Annotated in this window: 21 protein-coding genes; 19 read left to right on the plus strand and 2 right to left on the minus strand. The window is 48.8% G+C overall.

The genetic code is table 11. The features are described 5' to 3' along the window. Nucleotides 1-47: 47 nt before the first annotated feature. Nucleotides 48-1832, minus strand: coding sequence for a glycoside hydrolase family 13 protein (locus Q9R25_RS00440; protein WP_196431463.1), 1785 nt, complete (start codon nt 1830-1832; stop codon nt 48-50). Between the two features lie 370 nt (nt 1833-2202). On the opposite strand from Q9R25_RS00440, the gene Q9R25_RS00445 reads away from it, so the two are divergent. The 8 genes from Q9R25_RS00445 (at nt 2203) to Q9R25_RS00480 (ending at nt 12437) form a co-directional block, all read left to right on the plus strand. Continuing rightward, complete coding sequence (locus Q9R25_RS00445; RefSeq protein ID WP_074037640.1) at nt 2203-3468, plus strand: extracellular solute-binding protein; 1266 nt, start codon at nt 2203-2205, stop codon at nt 3466-3468. A gap of 105 nt (nt 3469-3573) precedes the next feature. Further along, nucleotides 3574-4926: a sugar ABC transporter permease gene (locus tag Q9R25_RS00450; protein WP_015880983.1), complete on the plus strand. Its 1353-nt coding sequence runs from the start codon at nt 3574-3576 to the stop codon at nt 4924-4926. Nucleotide 4927: 1 nt separating this feature from the next. Next, the gene (locus tag Q9R25_RS00455) at nt 4928-5761 is read left to right on the plus strand and encodes a sugar ABC transporter permease (protein ID WP_074037639.1); all 834 of its coding nucleotides are present in this window, start codon (nt 4928-4930) and stop codon (nt 5759-5761) included. A 23-nt stretch (nt 5762-5784) separates the two neighbouring features. Further along, the gene (locus Q9R25_RS00460; RefSeq protein ID WP_196431461.1) at nt 5785-7287 is read left to right on the plus strand and encodes an alpha-amylase family glycosyl hydrolase; all 1503 of its coding nucleotides are present in this window, start codon (nt 5785-5787) and stop codon (nt 7285-7287) included. Nucleotides 7288-7342: 55 nt separating this feature from the next. Beyond that, on the plus strand, nt 7343-8401 hold the full coding sequence (locus Q9R25_RS00465) for a LacI family DNA-binding transcriptional regulator (RefSeq protein ID WP_015880986.1): 1059 nt from the start codon (nt 7343-7345) through the stop codon (nt 8399-8401). A 115-nt stretch (nt 8402-8516) separates the two neighbouring features. Next, complete coding sequence (locus Q9R25_RS00470) at nt 8517-8936, plus strand: YflT domain-containing protein (protein ID WP_311282672.1); 420 nt, start codon at nt 8517-8519, stop codon at nt 8934-8936. A gap of 208 nt (nt 8937-9144) precedes the next feature. After that, nucleotides 9145-11442: a glycoside hydrolase family 65 protein gene (locus Q9R25_RS00475; protein ID WP_311282673.1), complete on the plus strand. Its 2298-nt coding sequence runs from the start codon at nt 9145-9147 to the stop codon at nt 11440-11442. 146 nt (nt 11443-11588) lie between these two features. Beyond that, a complete protein-coding gene (locus tag Q9R25_RS00480; protein WP_031421243.1) occupies nt 11589-12437 on the plus strand; it encodes a YitT family protein in 849 nt (282 codons plus the stop codon). 49 nt (nt 12438-12486) lie between these two features. Here the strand turns inward: Q9R25_RS00480 and Q9R25_RS00485 are convergent, their stop codons facing one another. Continuing rightward, entirely contained in the window at nt 12487-13299 is an 813-nt protein-coding gene (locus Q9R25_RS00485) for a Cof-type HAD-IIB family hydrolase (RefSeq protein WP_311282674.1), read from the minus strand. A 162-nt stretch (nt 13300-13461) separates the two neighbouring features. Here Q9R25_RS00485 and Q9R25_RS00490 point away from each other — a divergent pair, with 162 nt between their 5' ends. From Q9R25_RS00490 to Q9R25_RS00540, 11 genes are all read left to right on the plus strand, one after another. Further along, complete coding sequence (locus tag Q9R25_RS00490; protein WP_015880991.1) at nt 13462-13656, plus strand: YjzD family protein; 195 nt, start codon at nt 13462-13464, stop codon at nt 13654-13656. 74 nt (nt 13657-13730) lie between these two features. Further along, nucleotides 13731-14153, plus strand: a complete 423-nt coding sequence (locus Q9R25_RS00495) for a thioredoxin family protein (protein ID WP_031421245.1) — start codon at nt 13731-13733, stop codon at nt 14151-14153. Next, nucleotides 14150-14929, plus strand: coding sequence for a phosphatidylserine decarboxylase (locus Q9R25_RS00500; RefSeq protein WP_311282675.1), 780 nt, complete (start codon nt 14150-14152; stop codon nt 14927-14929). The genes Q9R25_RS00495 and Q9R25_RS00500 overlap by 4 nt, the downstream gene beginning before the upstream one ends. A 125-nt stretch (nt 14930-15054) precedes the next feature. Continuing rightward, nucleotides 15055-15681, plus strand: a complete 627-nt coding sequence (locus Q9R25_RS00505) for a YqeG family HAD IIIA-type phosphatase (RefSeq protein WP_015880994.1) — start codon at nt 15055-15057, stop codon at nt 15679-15681. 133 nt (nt 15682-15814) lie between these two features. After that, the gene (gene yqeH / locus Q9R25_RS00510) at nt 15815-16927 is read left to right on the plus strand and encodes a ribosome biogenesis GTPase YqeH (RefSeq protein WP_015880995.1); all 1113 of its coding nucleotides are present in this window, start codon (nt 15815-15817) and stop codon (nt 16925-16927) included. Then, entirely contained in the window at nt 16924-17709 is a 786-nt protein-coding gene (gene aroE, locus Q9R25_RS00515) for a shikimate dehydrogenase (RefSeq protein WP_311282676.1), read from the plus strand. Before yqeH ends, aroE begins: the two co-directional genes overlap by 4 nt. A gap of 6 nt (nt 17710-17715) precedes the next feature. Continuing rightward, nucleotides 17716-18012 carry a ribosome assembly RNA-binding protein YhbY gene (gene yhbY / locus Q9R25_RS00520; protein WP_015880997.1) on the plus strand — a complete coding sequence of 99 codons (297 nt, stop codon included), beginning with the start codon at nt 17716-17718 and terminating at the stop codon, nt 18010-18012. Further along, on the plus strand, nt 18009-18578 hold the full coding sequence (locus Q9R25_RS00525; RefSeq protein ID WP_074037631.1) for a nicotinate-nucleotide adenylyltransferase: 570 nt from the start codon (nt 18009-18011) through the stop codon (nt 18576-18578). The genes yhbY and Q9R25_RS00525 overlap by 4 nt, the downstream gene beginning before the upstream one ends. After that, nucleotides 18568-19125, plus strand: a complete 558-nt coding sequence (gene yqeK, locus Q9R25_RS00530) for a bis(5'-nucleosyl)-tetraphosphatase (symmetrical) YqeK (RefSeq protein WP_214691212.1) — start codon at nt 18568-18570, stop codon at nt 19123-19125. Before Q9R25_RS00525 ends, yqeK begins: the two co-directional genes overlap by 11 nt. Before the next feature lie 10 nt (nt 19126-19135). Next, on the plus strand, nt 19136-19483 hold the full coding sequence (rsfS, locus tag Q9R25_RS00535; protein WP_015881000.1) for a ribosome silencing factor: 348 nt from the start codon (nt 19136-19138) through the stop codon (nt 19481-19483). After that, a complete protein-coding gene (locus Q9R25_RS00540; RefSeq protein WP_047795583.1) occupies nt 19483-20208 on the plus strand; it encodes a class I SAM-dependent DNA methyltransferase in 726 nt (241 codons plus the stop codon). The genes rsfS and Q9R25_RS00540 overlap by 1 nt, the downstream gene beginning before the upstream one ends. Nucleotides 20209-20235: the final 27 nt, after the last annotated feature.

Consider the following 20235-nt stretch of genomic DNA (forward strand, 5'->3'; position numbering starts at 1 on the left):
TATTTTCAACAAAAAAATCACCCGAAGGAATCAGGTGATTTTCGAATTTATTTCAATTTCAGAATAGCAGCACTGAATGGAGCGAGTTCGATTTCGAGTGAGTCGAGGTCACGGTCATGCAAGAGGTCCGTGGCGGCTCCTGTATAACCGAGCGGATTCAGTTTCGAGGCAGAGTCCGAGTTATTGAAGTACACCAAGTAAGTCTCATCTTTCGTACACCGCTCGATGATGACTGCATTGTTCGCATCGTCGACCAGGTTGAAGCGATATGAGCCGGCATTGGCGAGCGCAGGGTGTTCCTTACGAAGCTGGATGAGCTTTTGGATGTAGCGGAAGAGATTACGGTCTTCTTCGGCTTCATCCCACGGCATACAGCGACGGCAACCTGGATCTTGTTCGCCTTCGAGTCCGATTTCGTCCCCGTAGTAGATACATGGGCTACCCGTATAAGTCAGCATTGAAGTCATCAAGAGTTTGAACTTGCCTTTATGTCCTTTCGCTCGTGTCAACGCGCGGGGGGTGTCATGCGAATCGATCAAGTTGAACGTGACTTCGTTGACGTTCATCGTGTTCATCATCTCGACACGTGTCAGTTCGTTACGGAACTCCGAAGCGGTCGTCCGGTCGAGGGCGAAGTAGTTCAAGCTCGCGTTCGTGAACGGATAGTTCATGACGGCATCGAACTGGTCACCTTGTAGCCAAGGTTGTGAATCGTGCCAAATCTCTCCGAGAATATAAGCTTCCGGGTTCGCATTTTTGACGGCCTTACGGAAGTCACGCCAGAATGCATGGTCGACTTCGTTGGCAACGTCAAGACGCCATCCGTCGATGCCGAATTCTTCGACCCAGTAACGGGCGACATCTAATAAGTAAGCTTTTAATTCGGGATGTTCTGTATTGATTTTCGGCATGTTCTTTTCAAATGCGAACGTATCATAGTTCGGCTTCGGTTCTGTGACAACCGGGAAATCGCGAAGGTAGAACCAATCACGGTACTCAGAGGACGGACCGTTTTCGACGACGTCTTGGAACCATGGGTGATGATATCCGACATGGTTGAAGACCGCGTCGAGCATGACTTTGATGCCGTTCTCGTGCAAGAGGTCGACCATCTCTTTAAATTTCTCTTTCGTCCCGAACTGTGGATCGATTTCCATGTAGTCGAGCGTATCGTACTTATGGTTTGTCGTCGCTTTAAAGATCGGGCAGAAGTAGATGCCGGTGATCCCGAGTTCGACTAAATGATCGATATGGTCGATCACTCCTTGGAAGTCGCCACCGAAAAAGTTTGTCGTCGTAGGCTCTGTCGAGTTCCATGGGAGCGTCTCTTCAGGATCGAGCGAAGCATCGCCATTTGCGAAACGGTCCGGGAAGATTTGATACCAGACCGTATCCTTCACCCAAGAAGGCGCATGGAAGATATCGATTGGGTTGATGAATGGGACACAGAAGTAGTAACCCGTATCATCGAGCGGCTTCTCTTCGAACCATCCTTTTTCGGTATAAACGGCCGTCTCTTGTCCATCATTCAAACGGAAGCCGTAACGTAGACGTCGGAACGGCGGTTTGATGGAGATGAACCAATAGTCGTATGCGTCGTCAAACCCGATTTTCTCCATTGGAGTCTCGTATGTACGCCAGTAGCTCGGCTTATCCGGATCGAAGTTCCACATGGCTGGGTCTTCAGCGTGCCAATCATAAGGGTCGTTCCAAATCAAATCGACAGATTCGATATCGCCTCGCTTCGTATGGAAACGAATGTGGATTGTCTCGCGATCATATTTGTAGACGAACGGGGACATGGCACGATGATAAATCGCTTCTTTCATCATAAGGAAAACATTCCTTTCTTTATAGGGGATGACATCATTTTACAACATCGGGAATCAAAGAGAACAGATGTTGCGAAAACGTTTGCTCAAGCAAAGGTTAATAAAGCGTTTACATTTTGTCAATTGCTGAAACGCATAAAAAGTGAAGAATTGAGAACAAACATTTAAAAATTACATAAATGGGTCAACAGACGTAAAAAAAGTGTAAAAAAAGACTTGTAAAACGCTTTCACAACTGTATAATAAAAATTGAGGTGAGGATGCAAACGTTTTCACTACCGTGTCAATTTCGTAGCGGAGTTTTAAAATTGACGTGGTCGTGCGATTGCGCAAATCTGACCATACTATTTCCTTGGGGAGGTTTTTCATCATGAAGATGAAAAAAATGGTAGCAGGACTTTCAACAGCAGTATTCGCATTCGGTGCACTTGCTGCATGTGGTGGCGGAACGGACAACGGATCTTCTAACGAAGGTGGTTCTTCAAGCGAGAACAAACCTGAAAAGATCGTCATCTGGGAAGACATCGAAAAGTCTGAAACAACGAAAGAAGTTGCGAAGGCGTTCGAAGAAGAGCATGGCGTAAAAGTTGAAGTTGTCGAAGTACAGATGACAGATCAAAAAGACAAGCTCGCGCTTGACGGTCCAGCTGGAAAAGGTCCAGACATCGTGCTCGTACCACATGACCAGATTGGTACAATCGCAGACCAAGGTCACTTGGCTCCAATCGCTGACGAAGGATCGCTTGACGCGTTCACAGACGCTGCGAAATCAGCTGTCATGTTCGATGGCCAAGCTTACGGATATCCAAAATCAGTTGAGACACCAGTTCTCATGTATAACAAAGATTTGATGGCTGAAGCTCCAGCATCTATGGACGACCTTTACAAGTTGTCAAACGATGTAAAAGCTGACGGCGAGTACGGATTCCTTGCACTTTGGGATAACTTCTACTTCGCACACGGTGTTGTCGCTGGATTCGGCGGATACGTGTTCAAAGAAGACGGTGGCGCACTCGACCCAGCGGATATCGGTTTGAACAACGAAGGCGCAGTTGAAGGATTCGAATACATCGGTAAATGGTACGAAGAAGGCCTCTTCCCTAAAGGGTTGATCGGAGAGTCTGGCGGCCAAGCGATGGACCAACTCTTCACTGAGAAGAAAGCTCACTCAGTCATGAATGGACCATGGGCTGTAGCTGGTTACACAGATGCAGGCGTGAACCTCGGAGCGGCTCCAATGCCAACACTTCCGAACGGTGAGCCAATCAAGACGTTCATGGGTGTGAAAACATATGCCCTTTCAGCTTACACAGAAAACCAAGAGTGGGCTGAAATGTTCCTTCAAGAGTTGACGAATGAAGAAAACGCATTGGCAATGTTTGAAGCATACAACGAGATCCCACCAGTAGCAGCACTCGAGTCGAACGAGACAATCACGTCGAACGAAGTTGCGAAAGCGGTATTCGACCAAGCAACAAACGCAATCCCAATGCCGAACATTCCTGAAATGGGACAAGTCTGGGAGCCAATGGCTCAAGCGCTTCAGCTTGTAGCAACTGGTAAACAAGATGCACAAAAATCTGCAGATGATGCAGTGAAAGTCATCGAACAACAAATCCAAGCGAACAACCAATAAGGAATTGAGATGACGGGGTACGCCACATGGCGTTCCCCATCATTTTCTAGCATTGAGCAAACGTTTGCTTGATTGATTTGCTCAAATCGAAAGGAGAAACTGAGGATGGCTGCAATTGCGAACCCTAAATCACCGGACCAACGCCCGGACAAGCCTACAAACCATGCTCGGAACGCGGGACTACTTTCCATCATTCCGGGACTCGGACAGTTATACAACAAACAATACGCGAAGGCGGTAGCGTTCTTTATCGTCGTCGTATCTTATTTTGCCGTAAACTATGATCTATTTTTCAAAGGGGCGGGCGCCGGACCAGGTGACCGTGGAGGACTTTGGGGATTGATCACGCTTGGTGAAGTGCCAGGACCTCGTAACGACCACTCCATCTTCTTGATGGTCGAGGGGATTGTCGCGTTAATTTTACTTTTCTTCGGAATCGCGTTCTATGTTTGGAACATTCGTGACGCCTATCGTGTCGGTCGCGCTCGTGATCAGCATCTAAACCTTCCATCGTTCCAAATGCAACTTCGCAACTTGCGTGACCATGGATTCCCATACTTAATGTTAATCCCATCACTCATTTTGTTAGTGTTTACCGTTATTCTTCCATTGATCTTTACGTTCTTGATCGCCTTCACGAACTATCGCTATAACAACGCACCACCAGCGAAACTCGTCGAATGGGTCGGATTCGAGAACTTCACGCGTATCTTTGAAATTGATATCTTCCGTGACACGTTCGTCGGGGTACTCGGCTGGACGCTTGTCTGGACGGTCGCTTCAACGACAGGTGTCATCGCGATCGGGATCTTCCTTGCGGTACTCTTGAACCAAGAAGGACTTCGCTTCCGTCGTTTGTTCCGTTCGATTTTGATCCTTTCATGGGCGGTCCCAGCATTCATCACGATCTTGATCTTCCGCTCGATGTTCAACGAATCGTTCGGGGTGTTCAATACGACAATCTTGCCGGCACTCGGTCTTGACCCGGTCAACTGGATGACCGACCCGACAGCGACACGTACGGCACTCGTTCTCATTCAATGGTGGCTCGGATTCCCATTCATCATGACGCTCATGACGGGTGTACTTCAGTCGATTCCTGGTGATTTGTATGAAGCGGCGACGATTGACGGAGCAACAATCTTCGACAAGTTCCGCTTGATCACATTGCCGATGCTCTTGTTCGCAACTGCACCGATCTTGATCACGCAGTTCACGTTCAACTTCAACAACTTCAACATCATTTATCTCTTTAATGGCGGTGGCCCTGCTGTACCTGGACAAACGGCCGGCGGTACCGACATCTTGATTTCTTGGATTTACAAATTGTCTCTCGGTGCCAACCCGCAATACGGACTTGCGGCTGCGATCACACTCATCTTGTCATTCTTCATCATGACGCTTGCCGTGATCCAGTTCCGTCGGACAAAATCTTTCAAAGACGAGGATATGATCTGATATGAAAAAACAAAAACGAATCAATTTGGCGATCTCGTATGTCATCTTGACGCTTGCGTCGATCATCATTCTCTATCCGATGCTTTGGGTTGTCGGCACATCGTTCAACCCAGGGCGTACGATTACGTCAACGATTATTCCAGCAAATCCTACGTTCATTCACTACAAAAACTTGTTTGACCTAACGATTTCGGATTATAGTTTATGGTATGTGAACACGTTGAAAATCGCTTTCATCACGATGGCACTCTCAGTCGTCTTGGTGACGATTACCGGATACGTCTTCTCACGTTACCGCTTCGTCGGACGGAAGAACTCGCTCGTCTTGTTCCTCGTCCTTCAAATGGTGCCACAGTTCGTTGCGATCATCGCGATTTATGTGTTGCTCAACATGCTCAACCTTCTTGACACACATACAGCGCTCATCTTGCTCTATGCGGGTGGTGCGATTCCGATGAACACGTACTTGGCGAAAGGGTACTTCGACACGATTCCGAAAGAACTTGACGAAGCAGCCCGCATGGATGGTGCTGGTCACCTCCGAATCTTTTGGCAAATCATCTTGCCGCTCGCGAAGCCGATTGTCGCAACGATTGCTCTCTTTAACTTCATGGGACCATTCAACGACTTTATCTTGGCATCGCTCGTCCTTCGTTCACCAGAGAAACAAACATTGGCAGTTGGTCTTTACAACATGATTTCGAAACAGTTCGATAATAACTTCACGTTATTTGCGGCAGGTGCAGTTCTATCAGCCCTTCCAATCGTCATCTTGTTCTTCATGTTCCAACGCTACTTCGTTTCTGGCCTCACAGCGGGTGGTACGAAAGGATAATACTCGTAAAAGGAGGAAGCGATATGAGGCGAGGCGTCGTGCTCGTGCTCCTGTCGCTTCTTTTGTTTCCGACCGTCGTCGGAGCAAAGGAAGCCGCTACTTGGGAACAAGAACGCATGTATTTTATTATGGTCGACCGATTTGTTGACGGAAATCCGGACAACAATGAACAGGTGGACAAAGATGATCCGAAAGCATTTCACGGTGGTGATATCCGTGGAATCATTGAGAAGCTCGATTATATCGAATCACTCGGCTTCACATCGATTTGGCTGACGCCCGTTTTTGAGAATATGCCGGACGGCTATCACGGGTATTGGATTAAAGATTTCTATAACATCGATCCACAGTTTGGAACGAAAGAGGATTTACAGGAACTCGTTCAGGAAGCGCACAAGCGAGATATGAAAGTCATTCTCGACTTCGTCGTCAACCATGTCGGTCCGAACCACCCGTGGGTGGAAGAAAAGCCGGAATGGTTCCATGAACAGTTACCGATTGTATTTTGGAAAGACCAGGAGCAAGTCGAGACGCACTGGTTGTTCGACTTACCTGACTTCAAAACAGAGGATCCGGAAGTCAAATCGTATTTGATTGATGCGGCGAAGTACTGGATCGAAGAGACGGACATCGACGGCTATCGCCTCGATACGGTTCGTCACGTCGATAAAGCATTCTGGAAAGACTTTGTCGAAGGTGTGCGGTCGGTCGACCCAGACTTTTACTTACTCGCCGAAGTGTTCGACCCAGATCCGCAATACGTCGCGCAATATGACGATCTCGGGTTCAACAGCATCACAAACTTTACATTTTATGACCGTGTGTCGAAAACGATGACGCAACAGCAAGCGAACGTCGACGAGATTGACGTTGCCGCAAGCTATGCCGAAACGTTCTTCAACGACCCGAATCAGATGGCGACATTCCTCGATAATCACGATGTCGAACGCTTCATGCATATGGCAGAACTCGGTGGTGTGGAATCAGCGGAACGACGCTTACGCCTCGGTTTGTTCGCGCTTTATGCGTCACCTGGTATGCCGATCGTCTTCCAAGGGACAGAAAATGCGCAGACCGGTGGAGCCGACCCGGCGAACCGTGTCATGACGGAATTCCCGGGAAATGAGGAGTTGCATGAATACGTCGCGACCATGAACCGCATGCGGGAAGAGTATCCGGTCTTTGCGACAGGAGAGCAACGCATGATCGCCTCGGAAGATGGGATGGCTGTCTTCGAACGGAAAGACGGAGATGACGTTGCGCTCTATGCAATCAACATGAATCGTGACGATCGAGAGATTGAGATCGATGTCAGTGAAATCGGGGAAGATATGAGACTTCGTGGTCTTTTATTCTCACAACTGGTCACAGATCAGCGCGGAACGTTTACAATTGAACTATCTGGTGAAAGTGCGAACGCTTACATCGTTGAGGAATCTTCGGTCAATCCGTGGATGATGGGCTTGCTCGTCGTAACGATTCCGATTTTCTTGACTGGTTTGGTCATGTGGAAGCGCCGCAAATAAAGACATGAAACGCCGCAAGGCACGAATCGAACTCACGGAAGCAGGGGGGAACACCATGCAAATCACAATCAAAGATGTGGCGAAGCACGCGAACGTCGCGCCGTCGACAGTCTCTCGCGTCATCGCCAACAGCCCAAGAATCAGTCAAAAGACAAAAGAACGGGTCAGAAGTTCCATGGAAGAGCTCGGGTATCATCCGAACATTCATGCGAGAAGTCTCGCTAACCGCTCGACGCAGTCGATTGGTCTCGTCATGCCGAGCGCGGCAACAAAGACACTTCAAAACCCGTTCTTTCCAGAAGTGCTACGAGGAATTAGCACGAAGGCGCACCAGAATGGATACTCGCTTTATATGACGACCGGCGTGACAGAAGAAGAAGTTTTGTCCGGTGTGATCGAGATGGTTCAAGGACGCCGTGTCGACGGTGTCATCGTTCTTTATTCACGTGAAGACGACCAAGTCGTCCAATACTTACGTCAAACGAAGTTTCCGTTCGTCGTGGTCGGGAAGCCGTTCGGGGACGCTTCTTCTATCACTTACGTCGATACGGATAACTATTTGGCTGGTCGTGAAGTGACGAAGCACCTTTATAACCTAGGTCATCGTCGTATCGCCTTCATCGGGGGCTCGGATAAACTCGCCGTAACACAAGATCGTCGGAACGGGTACGCGACGGCTCTCATGGAAGCAGGCATCCCGGTATGCGAAGATTACATCGCCCGGGCCGAATTCATGACAAAGGGTGGCGCGAAGGCTGTCCGTGAGTTGTTGCAAAACGAGGAACCACCGACAGCTGTCGTCGTAAGTGATGATATGATGGCACTCGGTGTCATCAGTACGTTAAGCGAGATGGGGCTCAAAATCCCAGAGGACGTCGCGGTCGTTAGTTTCAATAACGTTTATATCGCGGAGCACTCGAACCCGCCGCTCACGTCGGTCGAAATTAACATCTTCGGTCTCGGTTTCGAGGCGACGAATTGCTTGATCGAACAAATCAGTGATAACGCTCCACCTTATGGGAAGCGTGTCATCGTGCCACATTATTTGGTCGTCCGCCAATCATGTGGGCAGAAGAAGAGTAAAGCGACGGAAACATTAGAATCGAATTCTTGATTGATCAGACGATTTCGCCATAGCGGAGTCGTCTTTTGCATATCCTTTTGATTGAAGCCTCATGAAGTAGGGAACAAGTTTCACGAAGGAATCGAAATCGAAAGGATGGATAGAGATGAGTGAAAGACGATTTGTCGGAACATTCGATACGAAAGAAAGCCTACTGTCTAAGATCAATGAGCTGAAAGAGAGTGGGTATGATGAAGGGGAACTATTTGTCGTAACGGAGCGGGATGAAGCCGTTCACGTTCTTAAACGAGAGACGAACCTAAACGTAGAAGAAGGTGACACATCTTGGTTAGACAACCTCAACGGAGGGGGAAGCGAGGATCGGGATACGAAACAGGCGCTCACCGATTTAGGGATCGCGGACGACGAAATCGAACAGGCGCATTCTACAATCAAACAAGGGGGATATGCACTTGTCATCGACGAACCTGATACCGGATTCAATGATGGGCGAAGTGCGGTATTCGAGGGACACGAAGCGAATGCGGCGTTTGGTGACAATCCGGAAAATGGACAGAAAGATTGATTGAAACCGTCTCGATGAGAGGCGGTTTTTTTGATTGTAAAATGTGATGAAAAAAAGAAAGAAAAAGTTTTATGCAAACGATTGCATTATTGTTTCAGTTGTGTAAAATGAAAGGTGAGATTAAATACAGCGCTTTCATAGACAAACGGTTGCATGAACTAGTTGTCCGTCGAAGGTAGCCTTGTAGAGAAAAAGGAGTGGCAGACAGATGAAACGATTGTTTGCAGTCGATGAATGGAAAGTAACAGAGGAAGGTCTTCACCCGAAAGAGAACCGTCTTGCAGAATCCATCACATCGCTCGGGAACGGGCATATGGGGATGCGAGGAAACTTTGAGGAAGATTACTCGAATGATACGCACCAAGGATTCTACGTGGCGGGCGTCTACTACCCGGACAAAACACGTGTCGGTTGGTGGAAGAACGGATACCCTGAATACTTTGCCAAAGTGTTGAATGCGACAAACGTCATCGGTCTCCGCGTGGTCATCAATGGTACACCGGTCGACTTGGCAAAATGGGAAGTGAAAGATTTCACTCGCGAGCTCGACATGCAGCGTGGTGTCCTCACACGGACGTTCACCTTGATGAACGGGACAGAAGAGACGAAAGTGCAAGTCGTCCGCTTCTTCTCGATCGTGGATAAAGAAGTCTTGGCAATCCGTTACAACGTCACACCAGTCAACTACGAAGCAAAAATTGAGTTCACTCCATATTTAGATGGCGATGTCGTCAACGAAGACTCGAACTACGATGAGAAGTTCTGGCTTCCGGTCGACCGTGGTGTGGAAGAGCGTTTCGCTTTCGTTACGACGAAGACGAAGAAACTCGACTGGCATGTCACGGCATCGATGATTGCGGACGTCGAAGGCGCTCGTTGTGAAGTGCTTGAAGCGACAGATTTGTTTGTTGCCAATAAATTCACGGTCAACGTAACGGCCGGTGAGACAGCGACAGCCTACAAGTATGTGTCGGTCGTCACGAACCGCGACCACGAGGTTGAAGCATTGCAGTCAGCTGGGATGACACGTGTCGAAGCGGCGTTTGAAAAAGGATTTGAGACACTTCTCGCTGAACAGACGGAAGCATGGCTCGCACGCTGGGAAGATGCGGATGTTCGCATCGATGGAGACATCGAGGCACAACAAGGAATCCGTTTCAACATCTTCAACATGTATCAAACATATACAGGTGAAGATTCACGTCTTAACATCGGTCCAAAAGGATTCACAGGTGAGAAGTACGGCGGTGCGACGTATTGGGATACTGAAGCCTACTGCCTCCACTTCTATTTGGCGACAGCCAAACCAGAAGTCTCATGGAACTTGCTCAAATACCGTCACAATCAACTGCCACAGGCAAAAGAGAATGCTGTGAAGAATGTCGGTATGGAAGGCGCGCTTTATCCGATGGTCACGATGAACGGGGAAGAGTGCCACAACGAGTGGGAAATCACGCATGAAGAGATTCACCGTAACGGTGCGATTGCCCATGCTATCTTCAACTATACGAACTTCACAGGCGACAAGTCGTACCTTGGACAATACGGATTGGAAGTATTGGTCGAGATCTCGCGTTACTGGGCTAGCCGCGTCAACTTTGTCCTGCACAAAGACGTGTATATGATCCTAGGCGTCACAGGTCCGAACGAATATGACAACAACGTCAACAACAACTGGTATACGAACTTGATCGCCGCATGGACGCTCGAATATACGCAGGAAGTGTACAACTACTTGAAAGAAGCAGAACCTGCACGTCTCGAAGAGCTCGTGTCGACACTCGGCATCACGGACGCTGAACTTGCGAAGTGGGCGGACATCCAAACGAAGATGTATTATCCAAAAGATGATCTCGTTCCAGATGTCTTCATGCAACAGGACGGATTCATGGATAAAGAGCAGATTTTGGTGAAAGACCTCGATCCGAAACATCTTCCACTCAACCAAAACTGGTCATGGGATCGCATCCTTCGTTCGAACTTTATCAAACAAGCTGACGTCCTCCAAGGACTCTATACGTTCGGTGACCGCTTCACGGTCGAACAGAAACGTGCAAACTTTGACTTCTACGAGCCACGCACGGTTCACGAATCGAGCTTGTCACCATGTGTCTACTCGATCATTGCGGCAGAAGTCGGTTATGAAGACAAAGCGGTCGAATTGTACCAACGTTCGGCGCGCCTTGACCTCGACAACTATAACAATGACACGGAAGACGGATTGCACATCACGTCGATGGTCGGTTCGTGGATGTCCATCGTTCATGGGTTCGCTGGAATGCGCATTCAAGAGGATAACCTCTCGTTCAGCCCGATGACTCCGAAAGATTGGAACGGTTACTCGTTCAATATGCTCTGGCGCGGCCATCACTTGACGGTCACATCATCACGTGAACAAGTGACAATCAAGCAAACAGGTGGTACAGACGTGACAATCCATTTGTATGGAAATGCGGTAACGGTTCCTGCGAATGAATCGATTACAATCGAGACAGTGAAAGCGTGACCAATCGTTTCATACGAACAAGCCGACCTCGGTCGGCTTGTTTTTGTGTGAAAAACTTATCGGATTTCCTGCATATTTGCTGTATGCAGCATGAATAATCTATGTTATCTTGATTCTTAGCTATTTTGAGAAAGGGGAGTTGAAGCTTGACGGAAGCCGTTAAAGAACATACACGAATCGGGGTTGTCTCGATCATCGGAGGATTGTTCGTTGCCTTATCCATGACATTATTTTTAATTCCAGCTGGCGTCTATTCGACAGGATTTACGGGTCTTGCCCAAATCTTGACGAAATTGTTAGAGGGTACACCGCTTGAATTAGGGGAAGGACTCTGGTTCTTTATTCTGAACGCACCACTGCTCGTCGTCAGTTATTTTATGCTCGGGCGGAACATGATGATCCATACGCTGGTCAGTGTCGCCTCGGTCACGTTGTTCATTCGTTTGCTTCCGCAATCGCAGCTTCTCTCGGACGATCCACTTTTGAACGCTGTATTTGGCGGTGTGCTCTTGGCAATCGGCTCTGGCATCACGATTCGGTATGGAGCCTCGACGGGTGGCTTTGACATCGTTGCGCTGATTCTCGCGAAGTTTACGAACAACTCGGTTGGGGTCTATCTCTTCTTGATGAACATGATGATTGCCCTCGCAGCAGGTGCCTTGTTCGGATGGCCGACAGCGCTTTATACGATCGTCTTCTTGTATGTGACGTCAAAAGTCATCGATGAGATTTACACGAATACACAGCGTCAAACGCTCTTCATCGTGACGAATCACCCGGACGAGGTGACAAAGGAACTACATCAACACGTGTTCCGCGGGATCACGCTCATGCCGGCAATCGGAACATACTCGAAAGTCGAGAAAGCAACGCTCATGATGGTCGCACAACGACACGAGGTGCGTGAGATCACGCGCATCTGTAAAGATGCAGACCCATCGGTTTGGATCAATATTTTACCGACAGAGGACGTCGAAGGGACGTTCCGTCGCTAAACATGAATAAATCATAAAAAGCACCGACTTAGAAAAGTCGGTGCTTTCATTATACCTTGATGCCAAGTCGCTCTTCTAAGAAGAGGGCAATCCCGTCATCCATATTTGAAGCCGTCACTTCGTTGGCTACATTCTTCAATTGGTCGATGGCGTTCCCCATCGCGACACCGGTACCGACATAGTCGAGCATCTCGAGGTCGTTCTCTTCGTCACCGAACGCGATGATGTGCTTCCGGTCGATGTTTAAGTGCTTCGAGACCTCTTGAAGCCCAAGTGCCTTCGATGTGTTTTTGCTCATGACTTCAATCATATGTTCGGGCATACGCCACTGACGGTTCAATACCGCCTCCGCATGAATGTCGTCGAGTTGGGAGCGGACGTGCGCGACGTGATCTTTTGTCGCATGAATCAATAAGGACGTCGGCTCGTCCTGCAAATGCTTCAACAAGTTACCTGATGTGACGCTGAGCGCACGTTCTGCATACGGACTATAGAACTCTTGCGGGTCTTTTTGGAAGTACACGTGGTCCGTCACTTCGACGACGATATTGTGTGCCTTCGTATCCGCTACTTCTTCAATGATGTCATGGGCGGTCTTGAGCGGAATCGGTCGGTGTGTCACCGCATAATTCGCATCTTTCGGGTGATGTACGAGCGCACCGTTGAAGTTGACGAGTGGCGTCGTCAATCCCATTTGCTCATAGTACATGATCGAATGGCGCTTTGGACGCCCTGTGGCGATCATGACTTCATGACCAGCTTCACGCGCTGCTTGAAGAGCGCGGAGGTTTCGTTCGCTGATTGTTTTATCATCTCTTAATAACGTTCCATCTAAATCGACTGCGATTAAATAACGTGACATCAGTCATCCTCTTTTCTTCACAATGATGTTTCTACGACCGTATCACATTTTTCGATTTGACGGAAAGAATATACAATCGAAGTCGCATATTCTATTCGAACAATGCTATACTAATGTCGTATGAATTTTTACGAATCATCTGTGAGATGGAGGGGACGTTCAATGCGTTATTTAGTGACATTGATCTGGGCGATTGTGCTCTCAAATACAGCGGTATTTATCATTTCTGCCGTTGATGGTGTAGAGTTCAACGCGATGCTCGCGACAGGATTTGGCGTGGCCATCACAATCTTCGTTGCAATTCTCGATGTCTTGAATCAAGACATGGGAATCAGCGACGTTGCACAAGAGAAGTAAGCCGTCTACAATCAAACTGACTCGTGCATGAGTCAGTCTTTTTTCTTTATCCAACATAGAGGAGGATCACACATATGAAAAACCCTGAAAAACGCGCGAATTTTATCACGTTCGCCATTATCGGTGCGATTATCGTCATCGGAATCGGTTTGTTGTACTTTTTAAATGGAAACAATACTGACGATGGTGTCAACGCCGTCACAGCAGATGAATTGCAACAACAATTAGACCAAGATGGTGAAGTCGTCGCTTACTTTTGGCAAACGGGCTGCGAATACTGTGAGCAAGTGAAGCCTTATGTCGAACCCCTCATCGAAGAATATGATGCGGTCTCGATCAACTTGGCTGACCATAACGTATGGACGACTTATGGGATTGAAGGTACGCCGACTATCATCCGATTTGAAGATGGAAAAGAGGTCGGTCGCATTGAAGGAGCGGTCTCTGAACAACAATATGAGACGTTCTTTAAAAATGAGGAGGCCAAAGAGGAATGAAGCGTCGTTTCTACCAAACGTTATTTGAGCTGAACGCCTCGCCTTGGATCGCCACACGCCTCAAGCGTTTCGCAGAATCAGATGTGAGTCGTCACTTGATTCCATCGTTTGCAAAAGTATATGACATTGCGGTAGAAGAGGCAGAGCAACCGCTTGCTGCCTATCCATCATTGCATGCGTTCTTTACCCGTCACTTGAAGCCTGGAGCACGTACGATTGATGAGTCGTCTGATACTCTCGTATCACCGTGTGATGGAAAGCTATCGGTCATCGAATCGATTTCAGAAGACAGTCGTTTCGAGGTGAAAGGTCAGCCGTATACGCTTGCGGAGTTACTCGGTTCTCAACAAGAAGCAAGACGTTATGCAGGTGGGACAGTCGTCGTTCTCTACCTCAGTCCGCGCGATTATCACCGCGTCCACACACCGCTCTCTGGTCGTGTGCTCAGTCACTATGAGCTCGGGGACCGTTCGGCACCGGTGAATGAAATCGGATTGACGGAGACTGTTCGACCGCTCTCACGCAACTACCGTCGCGTGACGCGCTTTGACAGCCCAGCCGGAACGTACGAACATATCATGGTCGGTGCCTTGAACGTCAACACGATTGAGTGGACGCTCGAAGGAAACCAGGCGGGCAAAGGAGAAGAGGTGGGATACTTCTCGTTCGGTTCGACCGTCGTTCTTTGTTTTGAGAAGGATACGATTCAAATGGACCGTGAAAAGATCGGTCCGGTTCGACTCGGTGAAGTCATCGGGACAATCAAATCCAACTAATTTTGTGTCAATTTTCTTCCGACCGAACGATAGACTAGTCGTTTGGTCGGTTTTCGTTTACCATAGAAGGGATATCAATACTTGTATAAGTAGTTGAATCGTTTAGCTAATTGGAGGAATTTTACGTGTTTAATCGACTTTATCCGAAACAGTTCGTCGCGTCTGTGTTTGACATCGACCTACAAGAATTGAAAGACCGTGGGGTGCGCGTCATTTTGACGGACCTTGATAATACACTCGTGGCGTGGGACGTCCCACATGCGCCAGAGCTTTTATTGATGTGGCTTGAAAAAGTGAAATCATACGGTTTCGATGTGATTGTCGTATCAAATAATAACGAGAATCGTGTACGAACATTTACGGAGCCGCTCGGCCTTCATTATGTCGCTCGTGCTAGAAAACCATTACCATCTGGATTTAAAGCGGCACTCTCGAAATATGGGTACTCGCCGAAGGAAGCCATCTTCTTAGGGGACCAGCTGTTCACAGACGTTCTCGGGGCAAACATGGCGGGCATTCATGTCATTCATGTGCAACCGGTCGTCAAAACGGACGGACTCGTCACGAAATTTAACCGGATGCTCGAAAAAGTGGTCTTCGCCCATATGAAGCGTCGTGGGAAGTATGTATTGATCACGAAAAAAGTGGAAGAACTTGCCGTTGACGCACAACGGGCAAAAGTCGCGGTCGCTGAAAAAATCGGTGAGGCCATGCATCCACGTTCCGAAGATTCACATAAAAAAGATGAATAAGACCTCGAACGCACAGGAAGAAGGAGGCTGCCCATGTACGGCGAGCAAGGCGTCGGAATTAACGCTTCAGGAGTAGCAGCGAGGTGCTACGGTGAATGAAGAAAGGGAAACCTGAACGGCAGTAAGTATAACTATGGAAGAAACAAAACGATATTGCGCTGGGTGCGGCGTAGCCATCCAAACGGAAGACCCGAACGGGGTCGGCTATGCACCGAAATCGGCACTTGACCGTGAGATTGTCATTTGCCAACGTTGCTTCAAATTGAAGCACTATAACCAAGTTCAAGATGTGGAGTTATCAGATGATGACTTCTTGCGCATCTTGAATGGTATCAGTTCAAAAGAAGCACTCGTCATCAAAATCGTCGACATTTTCGACTTCAATGGCAGTTGGCTTCCGGGTCTTCAACGCTCAGTCGGATCGAACCCGGTACTGTTAGTCGGAAACAAGGTCGACTTGTTACCGAAGTCGGTCAACCCGAACCGGATGGCGAACTGGATGAAGGCAGAGGCAAAAGAACTCGGCTTGAACCCAATCGACGTTCATTTGATCAGTGCGAAAAAAGGACATGGCATCGATGAACTCGCTGAAAAGATTGAGTACTACCGCAAAGGCAAAGACGTCTTTGTCGTCGGTTGTACGAATGTCGGGAAGTCGACACTCATCAACCAGGTGATCAAACGTTTCGGTGAAGAGGATGAAGCCATCATCACCGTCAGTCATTTCCCGGGAACGACGCTTGACTTGATCGACATTCCGCTCGACGATGATGCGAACTTGTACGACACACCAGGAATCATCAACCGTCATCAAATGGCACACTATGTCGATGCGAAAGATTTGAAGACGATCACACCGAAGAAAGAAATCAAGCCGCACGTGTTCCAGTTGAATCCGCAGCAGACGCTCTATTTCGGCGGATTGGCACGTTTAGATTATCTTGAAGGAAATAAGCGATCGTTCGTCATTTATATGTCGAATGAATTGAAAGCACACCGTACGAAACTCGAACGTGCCGATGAGCTCTATGACCAACATATTGGGAAGATGCTCAACCCGCCGAATGAGAAGACACTCGAAATCTTACCGCCACTCGTCCGTCATGAGTTCAGCTTACGGGACGGCGTGAAAACGGATATCGTGTTCAGTGGTCTCGGTTGGGTCGCGATTCACGGAAAAGGTGGCCGGATCGCAGCATGGGCTCCAAAAGGCGTCGCAGTCACACTTCGCGAGGCGCTCGTATGAATCTGGCCGTCATCGGTCACCCGATTGCTCATTCGCTCTCTCCCCAACTGCACGAGCAGTGGTTGAGGGCGTCTGGGCTTTTCGGGCGTTATGAGGCCATCGATGCCACACCAGATCAACTCCCAGCCTTATTTGCGGCAATGCGAGAAGGGGACTGGGATGGATTCAATGTCACGATTCCCTATAAAGAGGTGGTCGTTCGGTATCTCGATGACCTTGACGAAGCGGCGAAACATGCTGGAGCCGTCAATACGGTGTATAAACGAGACGGGCGACTTATCGGGACGAATACGGACGGGGCAGGTCTTGTCCAAACGCTGATGCCATACACAGACTTTACAGGGCGTGTCCTGATTGTCGGTGCCGGAGGAGCGGCTCGGGGGATTGTCCAAGCTCTCCCGACGCGTGACGTGACGATTGTCAATCGAACTGTGGAACGGGCAAAAGCGCTCGCCGACACGTTCGGAGTCGTCTACACGACGTTTGATGAGATGGACGTCTCTCGATATGATGTCATCATTCAGACCACTTCTGTCGGGATGGACGAGAGATCGACACCACTTTCATTAGAAGGATTACGACAAAACACGGTCGTTTGTGATATCATATATCGTCCACTTGTCACCCCGATGCTTCAAGAAGCGAAACGTCGCGGAGCCAAAGTTGTGACAGGTGTAGCCATGTTCGTCGGGCAGGGCGCGCTCTCGTTCGAGAAATGGACGGGCGTGAAACCGGACGAAACCATTGGAAAAAAGTTAATCGAAGGATTATTGGAGGAATAATATACTATGTTATCAGGTAAACAAAAACGCTTTTTACGCGCAGAAGCGCACCATCTTTCACCAATCTATCAAGTTGGGAAAAATGGAGTCAGCGAAGCGATGTGTAAAGATATCGCGGACGCACTCGAGAAACGTGAATTGATTAAAGTTCAAGTACTTCAAAACTGCATGGACACGCCTAAAGATGTCGCTGGTGAGTTAGCTGAAGGCACACAGGCTGAAGTCGTTCAAGTGATTGGAAAAGTCATCGTCTTGTACAAAGAGGCGACCGAGAAAGAAAATCGCCAAATCAAACTCCCATGAGCCGGATCGGCTTGATGGGCGGAACGTTCGACCCGCCGCATCTCGGACATCTGTTAATCGCGGAACAAGCGCGTGAACAGCTTGAACTTGATGAGGTGTGGTTCCTGCCGGCTGCGATTCCACCTCATAAGGTCGGGTTCAGCTCGGCAGACCACCGAATCGAGATGACGCGACGCGCCATACAAAATCAGTCCGACTTCAAGTTGAACTTGATTGAGTTTGAACGGAGTGAGCCGTCTTATACGGTCGAGACGATGAAACGGCTGATCGAACAGTATCCGAATGATGAATTCTACTTTTTGATTGGTGCCGATTCACTCGTTTCGCTCGAATCCTGGTATGACTATGAGACGCTCATCCGTCTTGTCACGTTCGGTGCGGTCGCACGGCCAGGGACACGTTATTTGATTCCGGAGAAGGCAGACGTCCACGCGATTGACATGCCGCAACTCGAGATTTCATCGACGGACATCCGAGAACGGGCGAAACGAGGCAAATCCATCAAATATCTTGTCCCGACGCCAGTCGAGGAGTATGTGAAGGAGCATAAGTTGTATGACGTTTGAAGAAGCGCACGAGTTGATTAAACAGACGCTGCCAGAAAAACGCTATATCCATACGCTCGGTGTCGTCGAGACGGCGGAACGCATGGCGGTTCAATTCGGTGAAGAGGTCGAACAGGCTCGTCTTGCTGCCATGCTTCATGATTATGCGAAGTACTTTGACGTCGAAGAAATGCGTCGAGTCGTCGTGGAAGAAGGGTTAGACCCGAATCTACTTGAGTACGGGGACGAACTACTTCATGCGCCGGTCGGTGCGATTTTACTTTCCCGTCAATACGACCTGGATGACGCGGTGCTCTCGGCGATTCGGAATCATACGACGGGAGAGCCCGGGATGTCTCGGCTCGACCAAATTCTGTTCGTGGCGGATGCCATCGAACCGAATCGGAATTATCCCGGCGTCGACCGGTTGCGGGCAGAAGTGGAGCGTTCGCTCGAAGCGGCGGTTGTCGCGACACTGAAACAAACGATTGAATTTTTATTGAAGAAGTCGGTGCGTATTTTTCCACTGACGATTGAAACGTATAACGATTTTGTGAATATACCTTAGGAGGGTCAATATGACTGCAAGAGAAGAATTAGAATTGATTGTTAAAGCGGCTGACGATAAACGTGCCGAGGAAATCGTTGTACTCGACATGGAAGGGATTTCGCCAATCGCAGATTACTTCGTTATCTGTCACGGGAACTCGGAGAAGCAAGTCGAAGCGATCGCACGTGAAATCAAAGACGTTGCTGGCGAAAACGGCTTACCGCTCCACAAGTTCGAAGGAATGGACACGGCACGTTGGGTCCTCGCTGACCTTGAAAACGTCGTCGTCCACATCTTCCATCGTGATGACCGTGATTACTACAACCTAGAGAAATTGTGGGCTGACGCGCCACACGTCGAAGTGGAAGTCGGCTAATGGCTTACGAAGGATTCGCCTATGTATACGACGAGTTGATGAAAGACGCGCCGTATGATGAGTGGGTCGCTTTCGTGCGTCGTCACGTCCAAGATGGCGCGACACTCGCGGATGTCGGGTGCGGGACCGGGTCGGCGACGATTCGCCTCGCTGAACATTACGATGTCATGGGGATCGACTTATCCGAGTCGATGCTCGAAGTCGCACAAGAAAAGGCGCTCGAGGCCGAAATCGAGTTGCCGCTTTGGGAACAAGATATGCGTGAGTTGGAGTTACCGGAACCGGTCGATGCGGTGACGATTCTTTGCGACTCCCTTTGCTATTTGCGAGACGAGGCGGACGTGATTGATACGTTTGAATCTGTCTACAATCAACTCAAACCAGGCGGCTTGTTCATCTTTGATGTCCATGCTCCGAACAAGATGCAGACGCTCTTCAACCAAAAGACGTATGCGTCAAACGGAGAAGATTGCTCATATATTTGGTTTGCCGACCCGGGAGAAGCCCCGCTGTCGGTCGTTCATGACTTAACGTTCTTCGTCGCGCTTGAAGATGGGACGTATGAACGAATTGAGGAGACACATGAACAACGGACGTATGAACCAGGGCAGTACATGCAATGGTTGATTGGTGCCGGTTTCCATGTCAAATCGGTCACCTCTGATTTCACCGAACATGCACCAGGAGCGGATGCCGAGCGCATCTTCTTCGTTGCCCAAAAATAAGCAAATCCCCGATTCTGACGAATCGGG

The organism is Exiguobacterium sp. BG5(2022) (assembly GCF_031844365.1).
Classification (GTDB): Bacteria; Bacillota; Bacilli; order Exiguobacteriales; family Exiguobacteriaceae; genus Exiguobacterium; species Exiguobacterium profundum.

What these genes read in the sequence shown, in the direction of transcription:
- Q9R25_RS00465 (WP_015880986.1), top strand. Translation starts at nt 7,343, where the DNA reads ATGCAAATCACAATCAAAGATGTGGCGAAGCACGCGAACGTCGCGCCG.
- Q9R25_RS00460 (WP_196431461.1), top strand. Translation starts at nt 5,785, where the DNA reads ATGAGGCGAGGCGTCGTGCTCGTGCTCCTGTCGCTTCTTTTGTTTCCG.
- Q9R25_RS00440 (WP_196431463.1), bottom strand. Translation starts at nt 1,832, where the DNA reads ATGATGAAAGAAGCGATTTATCATCGTGCCATGTCCCCGTTCGTCTAC.
- aroE (WP_311282676.1), top strand. Translation starts at nt 16,924, where the DNA reads ATGAATCTGGCCGTCATCGGTCACCCGATTGCTCATTCGCTCTCTCCC.
- yqeK (WP_214691212.1), top strand. Translation starts at nt 18,568, where the DNA reads ATGACGTTTGAAGAAGCGCACGAGTTGATTAAACAGACGCTGCCAGAA.
- Q9R25_RS00540 (WP_047795583.1), top strand. Translation starts at nt 19,483, where the DNA reads ATGGCTTACGAAGGATTCGCCTATGTATACGACGAGTTGATGAAAGAC.
- Q9R25_RS00490 (WP_015880991.1), top strand. Translation starts at nt 13,462, where the DNA reads ATGCGTTATTTAGTGACATTGATCTGGGCGATTGTGCTCTCAAATACA.
- Q9R25_RS00525 (WP_074037631.1), top strand. Translation starts at nt 18,009, where the DNA reads ATGAGCCGGATCGGCTTGATGGGCGGAACGTTCGACCCGCCGCATCTC.
- Q9R25_RS00450 (WP_015880983.1), top strand. Translation starts at nt 3,574, where the DNA reads ATGGCTGCAATTGCGAACCCTAAATCACCGGACCAACGCCCGGACAAG.
- Q9R25_RS00455 (WP_074037639.1), top strand. Translation starts at nt 4,928, where the DNA reads ATGAAAAAACAAAAACGAATCAATTTGGCGATCTCGTATGTCATCTTG.
- Q9R25_RS00470 (WP_311282672.1), top strand. Translation starts at nt 8,517, where the DNA reads ATGAGTGAAAGACGATTTGTCGGAACATTCGATACGAAAGAAAGCCTA.
- Q9R25_RS00485 (WP_311282674.1), bottom strand. Translation starts at nt 13,299, where the DNA reads ATGTCACGTTATTTAATCGCAGTCGATTTAGATGGAACGTTATTAAGA.
- rsfS (WP_015881000.1), top strand. Translation starts at nt 19,136, where the DNA reads ATGACTGCAAGAGAAGAATTAGAATTGATTGTTAAAGCGGCTGACGAT.
- yqeH (WP_015880995.1), top strand. Translation starts at nt 15,815, where the DNA reads ATGGAAGAAACAAAACGATATTGCGCTGGGTGCGGCGTAGCCATCCAA.
- Q9R25_RS00445 (WP_074037640.1), top strand. Translation starts at nt 2,203, where the DNA reads ATGAAGATGAAAAAAATGGTAGCAGGACTTTCAACAGCAGTATTCGCA.
- Q9R25_RS00475 (WP_311282673.1), top strand. Translation starts at nt 9,145, where the DNA reads ATGAAACGATTGTTTGCAGTCGATGAATGGAAAGTAACAGAGGAAGGT.
- Q9R25_RS00495 (WP_031421245.1), top strand. Translation starts at nt 13,731, where the DNA reads ATGAAAAACCCTGAAAAACGCGCGAATTTTATCACGTTCGCCATTATC.
- yhbY (WP_015880997.1), top strand. Translation starts at nt 17,716, where the DNA reads ATGTTATCAGGTAAACAAAAACGCTTTTTACGCGCAGAAGCGCACCAT.
- Q9R25_RS00500 (WP_311282675.1), top strand. Translation starts at nt 14,150, where the DNA reads ATGAAGCGTCGTTTCTACCAAACGTTATTTGAGCTGAACGCCTCGCCT.